This is a genomic window from Burkholderia sp. KBS0801, from assembly GCF_005937855.2.
GTDB classification, from domain to species: Bacteria; Pseudomonadota; Gammaproteobacteria; order Burkholderiales; family Burkholderiaceae; genus Burkholderia; species Burkholderia ambifaria.
Map to the genome: position 1 here is coordinate 779,229 of NZ_CP042179.1, position 15,492 is coordinate 794,720.

A 15,492-nucleotide genomic window follows, 5' to 3' on the forward strand; every position below is an offset into this window, starting at 1 on the left:
CCATCTACCCCCTACGAAGGTTTAGGTTGCCGTTGCGGCGCGGGCCGGCGATCAGCCGTATCCGAGCGCACGGGCGAGCCAGCCTTCGAGCTCCTGTGCGTCGATCGGCTTCTCGAGCAGACACAGCGCGGTGCTGGCCCGCGCTCGCTCGGACGTGCGAGCGCCGACGAACGCCGTGACGAGCACCGTAGGAATACGCAGGCCGAGCGCTTCCATCCGGGCCAGCACTTCGAGGCCGTCCATCTCGGGCATCTGGAGATCGCAGATCAGGCACCGCGTGCGCGACACCACGTCGGACGCCAGGAATGCCGGCCCCGACGCGAATTCGCGCGCCTCTCCGCCCAGCGAACGCACGAAACTTCCCGCGGCGGCGCGCACGAAGGGATCGTCGTCGACAATGGACACGAGATCGGAGGCTGAGAGTGAAAAAGGCATCCCTGCTTAATGACGAGGGGGACGGACCGGGCCCGTCCCGAGCACTGTTACCCAAGTTGCCAGCATACCGTCACGCCGCGGCATCGCCATCATACCTACGTATGGGTAGGCTCGGCGCGGGTGCCTGGGCCTGTCGATGAAGGATGCGGGTAAACGAGTGACGCTCGGGCTTTCCCAAGCCGGGCGCGCGGTGCACCGCGCCGACGCGTTTCGCGCCCGCGCCGCCACTAGCGCGACGGTACGTTGATGCCGAGTGCGGTCATCTTGCGCACGAGCTCGGCCACCGAGCGGCACTTCATTTTTCGCATCGCCTGGCTGCGATGAATCTTGGCCGTGATCTCGGCGATGCCCATGTTGCCCGCGACCTGCTTGTTCATCAGACCCGTCGCGACGTGTTGCAGCACCTCGCATTCGCGGGGTGTGAGCGATTCCCAACACGCGCGCAGGTCGAGCAGCGAGTGATCGTCCTGCAGCCGTTTCGCATCGCGCTCGAGCGCCGCGATCACCGCATCGATCATGTCCTGATCGCGGAACGGTTTCGTCAGGAAATCCATCGCGCCGGCTTTCATCGCCTTCACCGTCATCGCGATATCGCCGTGCGCGGTGATGAAGATGATCGGCATCTGCGGGCCGCCGCTCTCCGCCAGCGACGTCTGAAACGCGATGCCGCTCTGCCCGCGCAGCCGCACGTCCAGCACGAGGCATGACGGCCCCGCGCCCTTCGGTGCCGCGAGAAACTCATCCGTCGACGCAAAGGCGCGAACCTCCAGGTCGATCGATCGCAGCAGGCTGATCAGCGCGGCACGCACGAATTCGTCGTCATCGACGACGTAGACGGTGCGGCTGTTGCGATCAGGTGTCGCGTGGGGCATTCTGGTTTCCGGCATCGATATTCGCTGATGAATTTTCAGGAGTCACCGCTCAGCGGCTCAAACACAACAACGCGAAGAACCTGTCCGCCGGCTGCGCGCCGCCTGCCGCGCGTCGCGCCGACGGACGACACATCATGGATCGACGCGCGGCAGCATCACGGTTGCGCGCGTACCGGCACCCTCGCGCGGCGACAGCGTCAACGTGCCGCCGTGAGCGTCCACGATCGAATGCGAAATGGCGAGGCCCATGCCCATCCCGTTCTCCTTGGTCGTGAAAAGCGGTTCGAGCAGCCGGTCCGCGATGTCGGGTGCAATGCCGCTGCCCGAATCCTCCACGCTCACGCACACACTGTCAACGCCATGCGTTTCGCACGCAAGCGAAAGACGACGCGCCGTCTCGAGTTCGGCCATCGATTCGGCGCCGTTCGTCAGCAGATTGATCACGACCTGCTGGAGCTGGATCCGGTCGCCGTATACGTAGACGGGACCTTCATGACTGCGCAGCTCCAGCACCACGTCCAGCGTGTCGAGCTGCCGCGCGACGAGCGCCGCGGCCTCGCGCACGGCCTCGGCGAGGTCGACCGTCGCAAACTGCGGCGCGGCCTTGCGTGCCTTCGCGCGCAGCGCCTGGATGATGCTCTTGGCCCGCGCCGCGCTCCGGTTGATGTGCTCGAGCATTGCCCGCGCTTCGCCGAGGTCCGGCGGTTCCCGGTTCAGCCAGCGCAATCCGGCGCTCGCCGACGTGTCGACGGCGGCGATCGGCTGTCCGATCTCGTGGACGATCGACGCGACGAGCTCGCCCATCGCGGTCAGCCGGCTGGCGCGCTCGAGGCCGGCCAGTGCGGCACGCAACTGTTCCTCGGCATGCGCGCGCTGACGGTTCTGCTCGACCAGTTCCTCATAGAGCCGCGCATTCTCGAGCGCGAAAGCGGCCTGCGACGCGATCACCTCCACCAGCGCCGCCTTGGCCGCGGTAAACATCCGCGCCGCCAGATTGTTTTCCATATACAGCACGCCGACGAGCGTCGCATAACGCATCAGCGGCACGCACATCACCGAACGCGGGCGCCGACGGCGAACGTAGGCATCCTGCCCGTGAACCGGCGACTCCGATGCATCGTCGATCACCACCCCTTCCTGCGTCCGCGCGACCGCCTGCAGGACCGAGACGGGTAGCACGCTCGCCGTCAACGACACGGCCTCCTGCGTCACGACGATCGTGCCGTCGATCACGTCCGCGCGCGCCGGTACATGCCAGACGCCCTCGCGCAGCACCGCGAGCGCGCCATGCTCGGCCCCGGCGCTTTCGAGCGTCGTGCGCAACAGCGTTTCCACGAGACGCGCCGGCACGATGTCGCTCGCCAGCGCGTTCGACACGCGCAGCACCGCGTTCACGTCCAGTGCGTGCATCCGGCTCCCGACCGGATTGCCGGCTCCGGCATCGAATACATCGGGATGCGCGGCCTGCAACTCGCGCACCTTCGCGAGCGCTCCCCAACGCTGCCATGCGCTCAGCGCGTGGCGCAAATACGCGTGCGCGGCAATCGTGTCGCGACCGGCATGGAAGCGCGCCGCATACTCGGCGGCCAGCGCCTCGACCTGCGTAAAGCCATGCCTGCCCGCGTGCATCACGGCGCGCGCATAGGCTTCCGCCGCGTCCAGCGGCTGTCCGTTCACGCGTGCATACTCCGCGCGCACCAGCTCGCGTCGCGCGACGAAGTTCTCGGGGCACGCCCGCGCCCAGACGTCGAGCTGCTCGACATGGCGCCGCAGCGCAGCCTCGTCGGACGCATCGCGGCCGGGCAGCGCCAGCAGTGCGAGCGCGCCATAGAACGGCAGATCGGCCCGCTCGGCAAATGAACGCGCCGCATGCTCGCAAGCTTCGGCGTGCCGACGCGCGTCGAGCGCGTCCGGAAGATCGCCGAACAACAGTGCGGCCTGCAGCCGGTAGACCCAATACGCGAGATCGACGAGGGTCGGTGGCCGGCCCTCAGGCGGGGCCAGCAGGTCGCGATCGTCACTCTCGCCTTCCTGCAATCGCTTCAGCAGCATCTGCTGCGCGAGCAGCGCATCGATCACGAGCTGGAAATTCGCATCGCGCGCGATCGCAAGCCCGTGCGTCACCGTATCGCGCACATCGCCGAGAAATTCGCCGGAGAACAGCATGCCGGTCGCCTCGTTGCGCTTGCAATAGAGCGCGAACGTATGGTCGCAGCACTCGACCGTGATCTCGAATGCCCGCGAGATATACGCGCGGGCCGAGCGCGCCGGCAACACCCACGGCACCACGATCGTGCCGTGCGCCATGTATACGCGGCCGCGATAGCGATCGAGCCCGCGCTCGTCGACCAGATGCAGCGCGAGCTCGCCGAATGCCAGCGACGCGGCGTAATCGCCGTAACGTACGCCGAAGATCTGGTTCATGCAGACGTAGACGTCGGCCGATGCATCGGAATGGCCGTGCTCGATCGCCAGATTCACCGCGCGCAGCAGAATCATGTCGACCAGGTCCTGGTCGGAATAGAGCGCCGGCGGGATCAGGTCGGCAAAGATGTCGACGATCGCGCGCTGCAGCGGATCGGCGATGATCGGCAGGTCGCGCAGCGCGTCGATCCCGTAGCGATCCAGCCAGCCGCGCAGGCGCAGGTATTCGCGATGCACGTCCGCGCTGTCCGGATGGGGCGGGATATCGATGCCGGCACGCTTCAGGAACGCAAGGCCGACACCGAGCGCGAGATCGAAGCGGCCCAGCGCCGTGTACAACGCCGCGCGCAGGCGCGTGAGATCCGCGCCGAACGTGCCGTCGCCGGCTACCCGCTCCAGCTCGGCGAGGCGCGCTTCGGCCGCTTCGAGCGCACCGGTCATGAACTCGGCCTCGCCGCACAGCATGCGCGCGTCGAGCCCGTCGTCGCTGGTGTCCCGTTCGCCGAGGAAATCGACGGCCGCGCGAAAGAAGCCGAGCGCGGAATGATGCGCGGTGGCGGCCCGGGCTTGCCGTCCGGCCTCCAGGTTCACGCGTGCGAACGCGCGGCGCTGCGCGGGTGTCGCGACCATCGTGCCGGCGAGGTTCGCCTGCGCGGCCAGCACGAAGGTGTCGGCGCAGGCCTCGCCGGCCGCCAGCAAACGGCACGCGATTGCATGATGCAGCGGCGCGCGCTCGTCCTCCGGAATCGACGCATACGCAGCCTCGCGAATGCGATCGTGCCAGAACGTCCAGTCGTCGCCGTCGCGCTGGACACTGCCGGCATCGAGCGCCGCCTGCAGCCCCTCGGTCGCATCGGGCTCGCTCAAGCCGGCCGCCGTGGCCAGCAGGCGCGTCGGCGCACGCTGGCCGATGCAGGCCAGCAGTCGCAACATGAATCGCGCGGCGTCCGGCAGCAGCTCGAATTGCCGCGCCAGCATCATCGCGACGTCATCGCCGCCACGATGCGCGGCGATGCGTGCCATGTTCCAGCGCCACAGGCCGGCTCCCGCATCGTAATCGAGCATGCCTTCGTCGGCCAGCAGGCGCAGCAGATGATGCACGAAGAACGGATTGCGGCCGGTTCTCTGCCCGATCAGGTCGGACAACGGGCGAAGCGCATCGGTGTCCTGATGCAGCGCGTGGGCGATCAGCTCGGTCGTCGCGCGCTCGTTCAGCGGCCCGAGTTCCACCGTCAATGCATCGGCAACGTCGGCCAGCGGGCCGGCCCGCAACGGGTGACCCGCATCGATCTCGTTGCCGCGATAGGCGCCGACGAGCAGCAACGCCGTGTCGCTGTGTTGCTGCACCAGCCGCTCCAGCACCTGGATCGTGCCCGCATCGGCCCATTGCAGATCGTCGAGCAGCAGCGCGAGCGGACGCTCCGGCGCCGCGAAACACGCGATCAGCCGGGCGATCGCTTGCAGCACGCGCTCGCGCTCCAGCCCGGGCGCCAGTTCGGATTGCTCCGGCGGCCCCGCTTGCGGGCCCAGCACCGCCGAGAGCGCCGGCAGGAATCTCGCGAGCGTGCGTCCGACGGGCGCGACGGCCGTTCCGATTCGCGCGCGCCACCTGTCGAATTCGTCGTCCGCGCAACCCAGCACGAATTGCAGCAGCGGCGCCAGCGCCTCGGCAAGCATCGCATACGGCGTGCCGCGGCGCCCTTCCTCGCCCTTGCTGGTGGCCACGAGCAGCGCGCCATCGTGCCTGATGCGCGCGACGGCCTCCAGCAGCAGCGTCGACTTGCCGATGCCCGAGTAGCCGGAAATCCATGCGACGCGCATCTCGCCACCGGCGGCGACGGCACGGTACTGCGCGCGCAGCGCGTCGATCTCCGGTTCGCGGCCCACCACGTGATCGGCGTGCTGCAGACGCTGCAGCGCCGCATGAACATCGAGCGCGAACATCGGAATGCGACCGTCGCGACGCAGGCACTGCTCGCATCGCTGCAGGTCGGCGACGAGCCCCGCAGCTGTGCCGTAACGCTGCTCCGGCGCCTTTTCGAGCAACTTCACGACGATCCGCGAGATCTGCTCGGGTACGTGCGGAACGAGTTCGTGAGGGGCGCGCGCCGAATGCGTGGCATGCGCGTGCACGAGCCCGGCCGCATCGGGCGCATCGAACGGCGGCACGCCGGTCAACTGCTCATAGAGAATGCAGCCGAGCGAATAAAGATCGGCGCGCGCGTCGACACGCAGGTTCATGCGCGTGCCGAGCTCGGGCGCCGTATAGACGAAATCCGTGTCGTCCCACTCGAGAGCGGTGTCGCGCAACGGGTCGGCTGCATCGGGGCCGATCGCATAGCCGAAGCCCGTCACGAACGCACGATCGTCGTCATCCACGAGGAAGCGATGCGGCGCAAGCGCGCGATGCACGATACCGGCTGCATGCATCTCGCCCAGCGCGGTCGCGAGCGCAATCGCGCGCCGCAGAAACGCAGACAAACGCTGCTGCGGAATAGCTTCAACGGAGAGCGGCATGCCGCCCGGATCGGCCAGGATGAGCACGGCGCCGCCACCGTGCGACACGATGGCTTGCGGCACGGCGGACCAGCGTTCGTGCAGTGCCGAGCGCAATACATATTCGCGTTGCAGCGCCGCGACCGCGGACGGCGCCGCCGCGCCGCGCCCGGCGACCAGAACCGGCGGCGCATGGTCGTCGATCGCGCGGTGCAGCCGTGGCGAGCCGGGGCTCAATTCGATAAAGCGGCGTGTCGAAAGTTCGATCATGCGAATGCAGTAAGGAAACGGTGGCGTTCATCAGCTCGAACGCCGCTGGCACGGCGGCGTGGAGCACGGCATGCGGCGCCCGTGCCACCGGCCACATGTTGCGGCGGGATGCCGGGTTGTATCCGTTCGTTCGAACCCGCGGTCGTGACGCAGGCCGCGGGGCGCACCCGGTTTCGCTCGTGCGGTGTCGCACCTCACCGGCCGCCTCGCCTTCTTCCAGGTACCCGTGATAACACGCGAACCCGCCGATTATTCCAGCGCGATATCGTCAATGCAACAACGCGCGCCGGCCACTGCCTGCGCGTTGCCGAAGCGCATTCGCGTCGCGTCATGATCGGCGCTTTCGTATCCGGATGTATCGCGTGTCCGCATCGATACATGACATTGCAAAACGCCGCGCCGCGGACACACGCGGGATACCTTCGCGGCGCTCAATACACATGCGACGGATTCAGACGACATTCGCGACGCGGCCGGCGCATCCGGCTCCCGCGTTCGCCAGATACCGTGCATAACGTTCGATCGACTCACCTTCCGGATTCCGACATGAAGACCTCAAGGATCACCTTCGCGCTCGTCGCGTTTGCTACCGCAGCGTGCGCCCATGCAGCGGCCCCCGTCGATTCGTTGACGGCGAATCAAGATGCCGTCGCCACGACCCAATGGACACCGGCCATCGCGATGCCGACGGGAAAGACACGTTCCGAAGTGCGTCAGGAGCTCGCTCGCGCGCACCAGAGCGGCGAGCTCGACGCGCTCAGGAAACTCTATTCCGGTCATTGAAGCAGCAACGTTTTCCGGAGGTCCGGCACGGGCAGGCGCAATGCTCGCCGGCTCGTGCGCGCGCTTCATCGGCGACCGCCCATCCGCGTGCAGGCGAAACCACGAAGATGCCGGGATTCCTCGGCACGGCCGACGCGTCGCGTGACATGCACCACGAGACGGGACATCGCATCGACGCGCGGAGCTGACGTCGACGCGCGACGTCGCGCGCCTGCCGATGCGAACCAACCGCGACACGATCGCCGGCCCGGGGATCGCATCGGAATAAACGAGCGCCATCGCGTGTTCAGTGTTAGCAGTCGCGCCCGCTTCGGCGCACATACCCGCAACCGGTGCCCGTCACGGGCGATCTCATTCCCCCGCCGCCAATATCGAAGATGTCATCGCTGTCCAGAATGCTGCTCGTCTATGACGGATCCCACGAAGCCAACGCCGCGCTCGCACGATGTGCGTCGCTTTCGCGCGCATTGTCGGCCACGGTCGACGTCGTCGCCATCGTCGACAATGTCACCGCCAACGCGCGGTCGGCCGGACTGCTCAGCGAGCTCGCCCATCAGCGGCTGGCGGAATCCGCCCATCGCGATCTTCAACGGGCGATCGACACACTGACGGGCGACGGCATCGCCGCGCGCGGCTATGTCCGGTTCGGACGCGCGGCCGATGCCATCGCCGCACATGCGTCGACGACCTGCGTGGACATGATCGTCGTCGGATATCGCGCGCCCACCGGGTTCGCCCGCTGGTGGCGCGAGCCTCCCGTCCACTTCGATCTGGCCGAGCGCGTTCCAAGCGCGGCGCTTGTCGTCGTCACGGTCGCGTCGTCCTAGCGCCGCAGCGCATCGATACGCGCGGACGACGCGCGATCGCGTTCGTCCGCAGTTCTTCCGCCGTTCTCCGGCCCACTTAATTCGCGTCGGCCGCATCGATGCACGGCTGAACGGTGGCGGCAAGAATCATTCGCTGCCGGTTGCCGGGCAGACAGACATCGCTCCCGCGCGGACGAAACACCGGATCGCCGCGTTGGATCGCGCGCCCCGTCAGCGCACAGATCGACGGCACGCGCGCGCGGCTCCTGCACCAGATTTGCTCCGCATACCGCCCTGAACACGAGTCGCTCCACGAAACAGTGATCATGGACAACGACAGGCGCTCCATCACGGCTATCCTGGTAGGCGGTTCGGCGCGCGCACGCGCGTCGTCCTCGTTCCATTGACGCAGCCCGACGCGTCGCGCCTTGTATCGCGTGCGCTGCGCTCGCAAGCACACGCTGCGCTGTTCCTGCGAAGGATCCAGGACATTGATCAACGTGCGAGCCACGATGTCCGCTTCATGCAGCATCCCCATCACCTCTTCTCCCAATCAATCGGATCGATCATGTGAAAGCGGACGCACGAATCACCGACACCCTGTCATTCGGCCCCGCGATGCGCGCGCCCTCGCTCAGGCGCCGCCTTTCTCACGCAGCATCAGTTCGCTTTTCACCGACTTGACGCCGCGGATCTTCCGGGCCGACTCGACCGCGAGATGATCTTCGTCTTCGGTTTGCACCTGGCCGGCCAGCGTCACCTGTCCGGTCGCGGCATTGGCGAAAACCGTGATCGCTTGCCCTTGCAGCCCCTTCGTCCGCGACAGCGTCCTCTGAATCGACCGCGAGAACGTGCGATTGGCCGCACGCGTGGCCTTCTTCGTCTGCGCGGGTGTCGGGGTGGACGTCACCGCGGCATCCGTGCTCGCCGCATTGGCACTTTCATCGGCAAATGCCTGCAGTTGCAGGCCAGCGAGCAGGACGGCCGCGAGGCCGCCATTCAGGAGGACTTGTCGGATTTTCATGATGGGTTCCTTGGGTTGCTGGTATCGAATGGCACGCAGGTTCCGGCCGCATCGCGAAGCCGACTCGATCACCTGTCGCCCGAGTCGTCACCGATGCGATTCGTGTACCGGTGGAACCAGAATAAGGCGCTGCGTCGACGGCATCCATAGCATCTGAAGCTAGCTGCACAACCCGTCAGGATAGATGGCCGCATACGTTCGTATAGGCTGCGGACATGGCTGCACGCGTCGCCGCGCATCACGCCGCCCGAGGCGCGGCCGCTGCACCGTCAACCGCAAAACGCGGAAGCGTCACCATTGCGCGCGTGCCGCCTTCCGCGCGCGGCGTGAGTGCCAGTTGACCATCGTGCGCATCCACGATCGACTTGCAGATGGAAAGGCCCATGCCCATCCCGTGCGGCTTCGTGGTGAACAGCGGTTCGAAGATGCGTTGCGCCACCCGCGGATCGATGCCGTCGCCGCTATCGTCGATCCGGATACGCAAGCCATCCTGAACGGCTTCGCACGCCAGCACGAGTACGCGGCGCTCCTCCGGGATGCTCAGCATCGCTTCCGCGCCGTTCATCAGCAGGCCGATGACGGCCTGCTGCAGCTGAATGCGTTCGCCGCGCATCGGCATCGGAGAAGCGAGCCCGTCGACGCGCAAGCGCACCTTCATCGCATCCAGCGTGCTTGCCATGATCTCGGCCGCCTCGGAAAGTGCGTCGGCGAGATCGAACGTCGCGAAGGCGGGCGCTTCGTGCCGTGCGTTTGCGCGCAGCGCGCGGATGATGGTGCGCGCACGCTCGGCGCACGCGCAGATGTGGGCGAACATCTCGCGCGCGGCGTCGAGGTTCGGCGCGGCGCGATCGAGCCACTTCAGCCCCGCGCGCGCGGACGTATCGATGGCCGTGATCGGTTGCGCGACTTCATGCACGATCGAAGCCGCCAGCTCGCCGTACGCCTTCAGGCGATCCGCACAATCCGCGTCCGAAGGCGTGTCGCCGATCCTTGCCGCGATGCTGTCCGCGCGGGCCTGCCGGGCGGCAAGCTCGTCGTGCAGCCGCAGGTTCTCCAGAACGAACCCGGCATGCAGCGCAAGGATTTCGACCAACGCGGCATTCGCCGACGTGAAAATGTCCGGCAAGTCGCCGTGCTCCAGATACAGCGCACCCATCAATGCGCCATTGCAGCGGATCGGCACGCACATCACCGAGCGCGGCTTGCGACGGCGCACATAGTCGTCGGTCCGCCAATGGTCGGCGGCGCAGGCGTCGCGCAGCACGAGCCCATCGCGCAGATGCACGGCGGCGGCCATGATCGGCACCGGCAACCGGTCGGCCGGCAGCCGCTCGACGTGTGACGGTTGCGCCGCCGTCGCGCTGGCGGCCGCCTCCCAGCTGCCGTCGCGCATCACCGCAATCACGCCGCACGTCGCGGCCGTGCCCTGTATCGCCGCCTCGAGCAATTTCCCGACGCGCGTCGCGGGCGCGACCTCGTCCGCCATCGTGTGGGAAAACTGACGCAACACCTGCACGTCCAGTGCGAGAAGCGATTGAGACATGAGTTCCTCGATGACCGGGGTCATTTCAGGGCCGCTCGGGCCGGAGAGCGATTTCCAGGTAGTCCGCGCAGCGAAAGCGCTGCAGGAATCGTCGAGTTCGTTGTTCATTCGTCTATCTCCTGCGTACCGGGTTGCAGCCTCTGTCAACCTGAAATCAACGTTTCATGTAGTGAGTACTCCACAAACGAATGTTAGCAGCAGTTTCTCGAAATAAAAATATGAAGATATCGAGATTCGTTCGCCACGGCGCGGGATCGGCCGTGTAGTGCGTATTCAAGTCATTGAATATACGATGAATTTATGTCATGTTGCGGACAAGAGAAGAGTTCCGTAGAATTCGAAGTTCATGTAGCGTTCCCTGTACGAAAGTTTGCGGGAACGCCGCCCGTGCAAGTTTTTTCAGGCGGCATGGCCCGGTTGGCGGCCGCCATAGGAACGGTATGGCTCAAGCAGCAAAAGGCAAGACTGTGCGTGGAACCGGCGTCCGGGAGGCGGCGGCGCAGGAAACCCGCGACAAGATCCTGCACGCGGCGACCAAGGTCTTCGCGCGCTACGGTTACGAAGGCGGCAGTGTCGAACGGATTTCGCGGCTGGCGAAGTCGTACGACCGGATGATCTATTACTACTACGGGAGCAAGGAGGGGCTGTTCGTTGCGGTGCTCGAAGGCATCTATCGACGGATGGACGAGGCGGAGCTCAAAATGGCGCCGGATGCTTCGAACCCCGTGGAAGCGCTCAAGTCCGTGATTCGCTTCAAGCTGGACTATTATTGGCGCAATCCGGATTTCATCACGCTGCTCAACACGGAGAACCTGCACAAGGGCAAGCACTTGTCCAAGCTCGAGCGCCGGGGCGAGTACTCGTCGCATGCGGTAGAGATCATTGCGAAGATTCTCGAGAACGGCGTCGAACAAGGCCTGTTTCGCACGGGCCTCCGGGCGCGCGACGTTTTCCTGCTGATCATCTCGACCGCGTATTTTTATACGTCGAACCTGTATACGTTGTCCGCGTTCCTCGGAGAGGAGTTGAACGCGCCGGATGCCGTGCGCCATTGGGAAACGTTCGTGATCGACAGCGTGCTGCGGGTGGTCCGCAAGGACGCGTCGATCGACGCTTGAGCGTGTGCCGGCGCCGCTGTCGACCCTCGTGACCATCAAGATGCAGGCCCCGTTGCGATGAACTACCTTCGCGCCCACACCATCGACGAAGTGCTCGGCCGGCTGGCGGCCCAGCCGCGGCCGCGCATCGTGTGCGGGGCCACCGACGCCTTCGCCGATATCGGCCTCGTGCCCGCCCGCTCGGCCTGGGTGGATATCAGCCGCGTGAATGCATTGCGCGCGATCGAGCAGCACGACGGCATGATCCGCATCGGCGCGGCGAGCACCTGGGAAGCCATCGCGCGTACGACCTGGCTGCCCGTGGCGCTGACGGCCGCCGCCGCTTGCATCGGCCCACGGCAGATTCGCGTCCAGGGCACGATCGGCGGCAACGTGTGCCATGCGTCGCCGGTGGCGGACGGCATCCCGGCGCTGCTGGCGCTCGACGCGCGCGTCGAGCTGGCGAGCCTGCGCGGCGTGCGCCGCTTGCCATTGGCCGAATTCCTGCTCGGCAACGGCCGGACCGCGCTGCACGCGGACGAACTGCTGGTCGCCGTGCTGCTTGCACCACCGCACACGCACGACCGCACGTCGTTCATCAAATGCACGAATCGCGACGGCTCGGCGATCGCCGTCGTTTCGGCCGCCGCGCAATTGCGCGTGGGCGCGGACGGCACGGCCGACGCGGTCGCCGTCGCGATCGGCGGCGCATCCGACGTGGCGCGCCGGATGCCGGCGCTCGAGGCGGCACTCGCGGGCCGGCGGCTCGACGAACTGGCCGGCGCGATCGCGGCGGCGCCGCTTGCCGAGCTGTCTCCGGTCGACGACTGCCGGGCGACCGCGTCGCATCGCATTCATCTCGCGCGGCTGGCGGTCACGCGCGCTTTCACATGCTGCATCGAGGAGAACGCACGTGGCGCATCCACTGCCTGATCAGCTGGCCGATGTTCGCGAAACCATCGCGGGCGGCAGCACGCCGGTTTCGCCGGAACCGGACTGGTTCGAGCTCAACGGCACGCGGCGAAGCCTGCCGGCCGACCACTCGCAGCGGCTCATCGACCATCTGCGCGCGGACCTGCGCCAGTTCGGCACCAAGGAAGGTTGCCGCCAGGGCGATTGCGGCAGTTGCACCGTGATCGTCGACGGCGACGCGCGCTACGCGTGCCTGATTCCGGTCGGCCAGATCGCGGGGCGCCGTGTCGTCACCGTCGAGGGCCTCGCCGAAGGCACCCGCTGCGGCGGCCGCTTGCAGCACGCGTTTCTCGCGCATCAGGCGGTGCAATGCGGCTTCTGCACGCCCGGCATGCTGACGGCCGCGGCGGCCGCAATCGACGCCGGCGAGGTGAGCGATCGCGCCAGTGCGCGGGCCGCCATCGACGGCGTGCTGTGCCGCTGCACCGGCTACCAGAAGATCGTCGACGCGGTGACCGAGGCGGGCTGCGGCGGCGCCGCGCGATGCGTGACGCCTCCTCCGTCCCAAGGGCCGTCCGTCGGCGTACCGCTGACGCGCCTCGATGGCCCGGAAAAAGTCGATGGAAGCCAGCGTTTCGGCGCCGACGGCTATCCGGCCGACAGCCTGTTCCTGCGCGCGGTTCGCAGTCCGCATCATCGCGCGCGTTTCGCATTCGGCGACCTCGACGCATTCGTGCGCGCCCATCCGGGCGTGCACCGCGTCCTCACCCACGCCGATGTGCCCGGCATGAATCTGCACGGTGTCGCGACGCCGTACATGGATCAGCCCGTCCTTCCCGAGACGGAGGCGCGCCACCATCTCGAGGCGGTGGCGTTGGTGGTCGGCGAGCGCGCCGCGATCGCGGCGCTCGACCTCGACTGCTTTCCGGTGAACTGGGAACCGCTGACGCCGGTGCTTGCGATCGCCGATGCGGTGCTGGACGACAGTCCGCTGCTGCACGCCGATCGTCCCGGCAACGTGCTGATCGAGGGGCACGTGCGCCGCGGCGACCCGGAACGCGCGATGCAAGACGCCCGTCACGTTGTGAGCGCAACGTTCGAATCCAGTTTCGTCGAGCACGCGTACCTCGAGCCCGAGGCCGGCTGGGCGCGACGCGTGGGCGACATCATCGAAATCCATTCGTCGACGCAGGCGCCGCATCCGCATCGCGCCGATCTCGCCCGCATTCTCGCGGTCGCGCCGGAACAGGTGCGCGTCGTGGCGACCGCGGTCGGCGGCGGTTTCGGCGGCAAGCTCGACATGACGGTCCAGCCGCTGCTCGCGATCGCGGCCTGGCATCTCGACAAGCCCGTCGCGATGGTGCTGTCGCGCGAGGAATCGATGGCCACGTCGACCAAGCGCCATCCCGGCCGCATGACGTCCAGCATGGCCGCCGATGCCGACGGCCGGCTCCATGCGGTGACGTTCGACGCCGACTTCAATACCGGCGCGTTCGCGTCGTGGGGCACGGCCGTCGCCAACCGCGTACCGGTGCATGCCGGCGGCCCGTACGTCATCCCCCACTATGCGGCGCGGGCCCGTGCGATTCATACGCACGTGACGGCCGCGGGCGCATTCCGCGGCTTTGGCGTACCGCAAACGACGATGTCCCAGGAACAGCTCATCGACGAGCTGGCGTTCACGGCCGGCATCGATCCGCTCGAATTCCGCGCGATGAACGCGCTGCGGCCGGGCGACACCCTGCCGACCGGGCAGGTGCTGGACGACAGCGTGGGGCTCGTCGCCTGCCTCGATGCGCTGCGACCGGCGTGGCGTGACGCACACGCGCGCGTCGCCACGCTGAATGCGGCGGCGCCGGGCCACCTGCGTCATGGCGTCGGGATGGCGGCGTTCTTCTACGGGTGCGGCAACACCGCATTGCCGAACCCGTCGACCGTGCGCTTCGGCATCCGGCCCGACGGCACGATCGTCCTGCACCAGGGGGCAGTGGATGCCGGCCAGGGCGCGAACACCGTCATTCCGCAAATCGCCGCCGATGCACTGGGCGTACCGGTCGATCGGCTGCACTTCGTCGGCCCGGACACGTCGGTCACGCCCGATTGCGGTCGCACGTCCGCTTCGCGTCAGACGTTCATTACCGGTCGAGCGGCGTTCCTCGCCGGCACGACGCTGCGCCACCGGCTGCTCGCGTTCGCCGGCGCGGCACCCGACGCGCGGATTTCGGCCAATGCGCGCGGTGTTGCCGTCGATGGCGAAGTGCTCGATCTGCGGACGCTGCCGGTCGATGCACACGGCTACGTCATCGCGGCGGAAGAGAGCTTCGATCCACCGACCACGTCGCTCGATGCGTCGGGGCAAGGCTCGCCTTACGCCACCTACGCGTTCGGCGCGCAGATGGCCGAGGTCGCGGTGGACTGCGACAGCGGCCGCGTCCGCGTACTCAAGGTCGTGGCCGCGCACGACGTCGGCAGAATGGTCAATCCAACGCTGCTCGAAGGGCAGATCGAAGGCGCGGTGGCGCAAGGTATCGGCATGGCGCTGATGGAAAAGTACCACCCCGGCCGATACAACAATCTGCACGACTATCTGATTCCGACGGTGCATGACATGCCCGACGTGCAATCGATTTTCATCGAAGCGCCGACGGCCGTCGGCCCGTACGGGGCAAAAGGCATCGGTGAGCCGGCGCTGGTGCCCACCGCTGCGGCCATCCTGAATGCGATCCATCACGCCACCGGCGTCCGCATCCGCCAGGCCCCGGCCACGCCGGACGTCGTGCGTGTCGCGCTCGCGGCCCACAATTCGCCATCCGCGCGCCGATAGCGCCGT

At 67.2% G+C, this 15,492-nt stretch carries 11 protein-coding genes; 5 read left to right on the forward strand and 6 right to left on the reverse strand.

Translation table 11 applies throughout. The features are described 5' to 3' along the window. Positions 1-51: 51 nt before the first annotated feature. The 3 genes from FFI87_RS33085 to FFI87_RS33095 form a co-directional block, all read right to left on the reverse strand. Positions 52-435, reverse strand: coding sequence for a response regulator transcription factor (locus FFI87_RS33085; RefSeq protein ID WP_012372786.1), 384 nt, complete (start codon positions 433-435; stop codon positions 52-54). Positions 436-662: 227 nt separating this feature from the next. Continuing rightward, positions 663-1,307 carry a response regulator transcription factor gene (locus FFI87_RS33090; RefSeq protein ID WP_409995127.1) on the reverse strand — a complete coding sequence of 215 codons (645 nt, stop codon included), beginning with the start codon at positions 1,305-1,307 and terminating at the stop codon, positions 663-665. A gap of 132 nt (positions 1,308-1,439) precedes the next feature. Then, positions 1,440-6,497: a trifunctional serine/threonine-protein kinase/ATP-binding protein/sensor histidine kinase gene (locus FFI87_RS33095; protein ID WP_138850602.1), complete on the reverse strand. Its 5,058-nt coding sequence runs from the start codon at positions 6,495-6,497 to the stop codon at positions 1,440-1,442. A 546-nt stretch (positions 6,498-7,043) separates the two neighbouring features. Between FFI87_RS33095 and FFI87_RS33100 the strand changes: the two genes are divergently transcribed. Both FFI87_RS33100 and FFI87_RS33105 read left to right on the forward strand, forming a co-directional pair. Next, positions 7,044-7,280 (forward strand): DUF4148 domain-containing protein, encoded by a 237-nt coding sequence (locus FFI87_RS33100; RefSeq protein ID WP_138850603.1) that lies wholly within the window; start codon positions 7,044-7,046, stop codon positions 7,278-7,280. A gap of 395 nt (positions 7,281-7,675) precedes the next feature. Next, positions 7,676-8,107 carry a universal stress protein gene (locus FFI87_RS33105; RefSeq protein ID WP_012372790.1) on the forward strand — a complete coding sequence of 144 codons (432 nt, stop codon included), beginning with the start codon at positions 7,676-7,678 and terminating at the stop codon, positions 8,105-8,107. A 76-nt stretch (positions 8,108-8,183) separates the two neighbouring features. Here FFI87_RS33105 and FFI87_RS33110 read toward each other — a convergent pair whose 3' ends face one another. From FFI87_RS33110 to FFI87_RS33120, 3 genes are all read right to left on the reverse strand, one after another. Beyond that, complete coding sequence (locus tag FFI87_RS33110) at positions 8,184-8,624, reverse strand: DUF3331 domain-containing protein (RefSeq protein ID WP_012372791.1); 441 nt, start codon at positions 8,622-8,624, stop codon at positions 8,184-8,186. A gap of 96 nt (positions 8,625-8,720) precedes the next feature. Further along, complete coding sequence (locus FFI87_RS33115) at positions 8,721-9,110, reverse strand: BON domain-containing protein (protein ID WP_138850604.1); 390 nt, start codon at positions 9,108-9,110, stop codon at positions 8,721-8,723. A 238-nt stretch (positions 9,111-9,348) separates the two neighbouring features. Then, on the reverse strand, positions 9,349-10,800 hold the full coding sequence (locus FFI87_RS33120; RefSeq protein ID WP_261378660.1) for an ATP-binding protein: 1,452 nt from the start codon (positions 10,798-10,800) through the stop codon (positions 9,349-9,351). Positions 10,801-11,093: 293 nt separating this feature from the next. On the opposite strand from FFI87_RS33120, the gene FFI87_RS33125 reads away from it, so the two are divergent. Genes FFI87_RS33125 through FFI87_RS33135 form a run of 3 tightly spaced genes read left to right on the forward strand, consistent with a single transcriptional unit; the run spans position 11,094 to position 15,486 of the window. Further along, positions 11,094-11,771, forward strand: a complete 678-nt coding sequence (locus tag FFI87_RS33125) for a TetR family transcriptional regulator (protein ID WP_006751159.1) — start codon at positions 11,094-11,096, stop codon at positions 11,769-11,771. A gap of 57 nt (positions 11,772-11,828) precedes the next feature. After that, positions 11,829-12,683 carry an FAD binding domain-containing protein gene (locus FFI87_RS33130; RefSeq protein ID WP_138850605.1) on the forward strand — a complete coding sequence of 285 codons (855 nt, stop codon included), beginning with the start codon at positions 11,829-11,831 and terminating at the stop codon, positions 12,681-12,683. After that, positions 12,664-15,486 (forward strand): molybdopterin-dependent oxidoreductase, encoded by a 2,823-nt coding sequence (locus tag FFI87_RS33135; protein WP_138850606.1) that lies wholly within the window; start codon positions 12,664-12,666, stop codon positions 15,484-15,486. The genes FFI87_RS33130 and FFI87_RS33135 overlap by 20 nt, the downstream gene beginning before the upstream one ends. Positions 15,487-15,492: the final 6 nt, after the last annotated feature.

Excerpts from the sequence above, each read along its gene's own strand:
- FFI87_RS33110 (WP_012372791.1), bottom strand. The coding sequence starts at position 8,624 with ATGGGGATGCTGCATGAAGCGGACATCGTGGCTCGCACGTTGATCAAT.
- FFI87_RS33095 (WP_138850602.1), bottom strand. The coding sequence starts at position 6,497 with ATGATCGAACTTTCGACACGCCGCTTTATCGAATTGAGCCCCGGCTCG.
- FFI87_RS33105 (WP_012372790.1), top strand. The coding sequence starts at position 7,676 with ATGCTGCTCGTCTATGACGGATCCCACGAAGCCAACGCCGCGCTCGCA.
- FFI87_RS33130 (WP_138850605.1), top strand. The coding sequence starts at position 11,829 with ATGAACTACCTTCGCGCCCACACCATCGACGAAGTGCTCGGCCGGCTG.
- FFI87_RS33125 (WP_006751159.1), top strand. The coding sequence starts at position 11,094 with ATGGCTCAAGCAGCAAAAGGCAAGACTGTGCGTGGAACCGGCGTCCGG.
- FFI87_RS33090 (WP_409995127.1), bottom strand. The coding sequence starts at position 1,307 with ATGCCCCACGCGACACCTGATCGCAACAGCCGCACCGTCTACGTCGTC.
- FFI87_RS33100 (WP_138850603.1), top strand. The coding sequence starts at position 7,044 with ATGAAGACCTCAAGGATCACCTTCGCGCTCGTCGCGTTTGCTACCGCA.
- FFI87_RS33115 (WP_138850604.1), bottom strand. The coding sequence starts at position 9,110 with ATGAAAATCCGACAAGTCCTCCTGAATGGCGGCCTCGCGGCCGTCCTG.
- FFI87_RS33085 (WP_012372786.1), bottom strand. The coding sequence starts at position 435 with ATGCCTTTTTCACTCTCAGCCTCCGATCTCGTGTCCATTGTCGACGAC.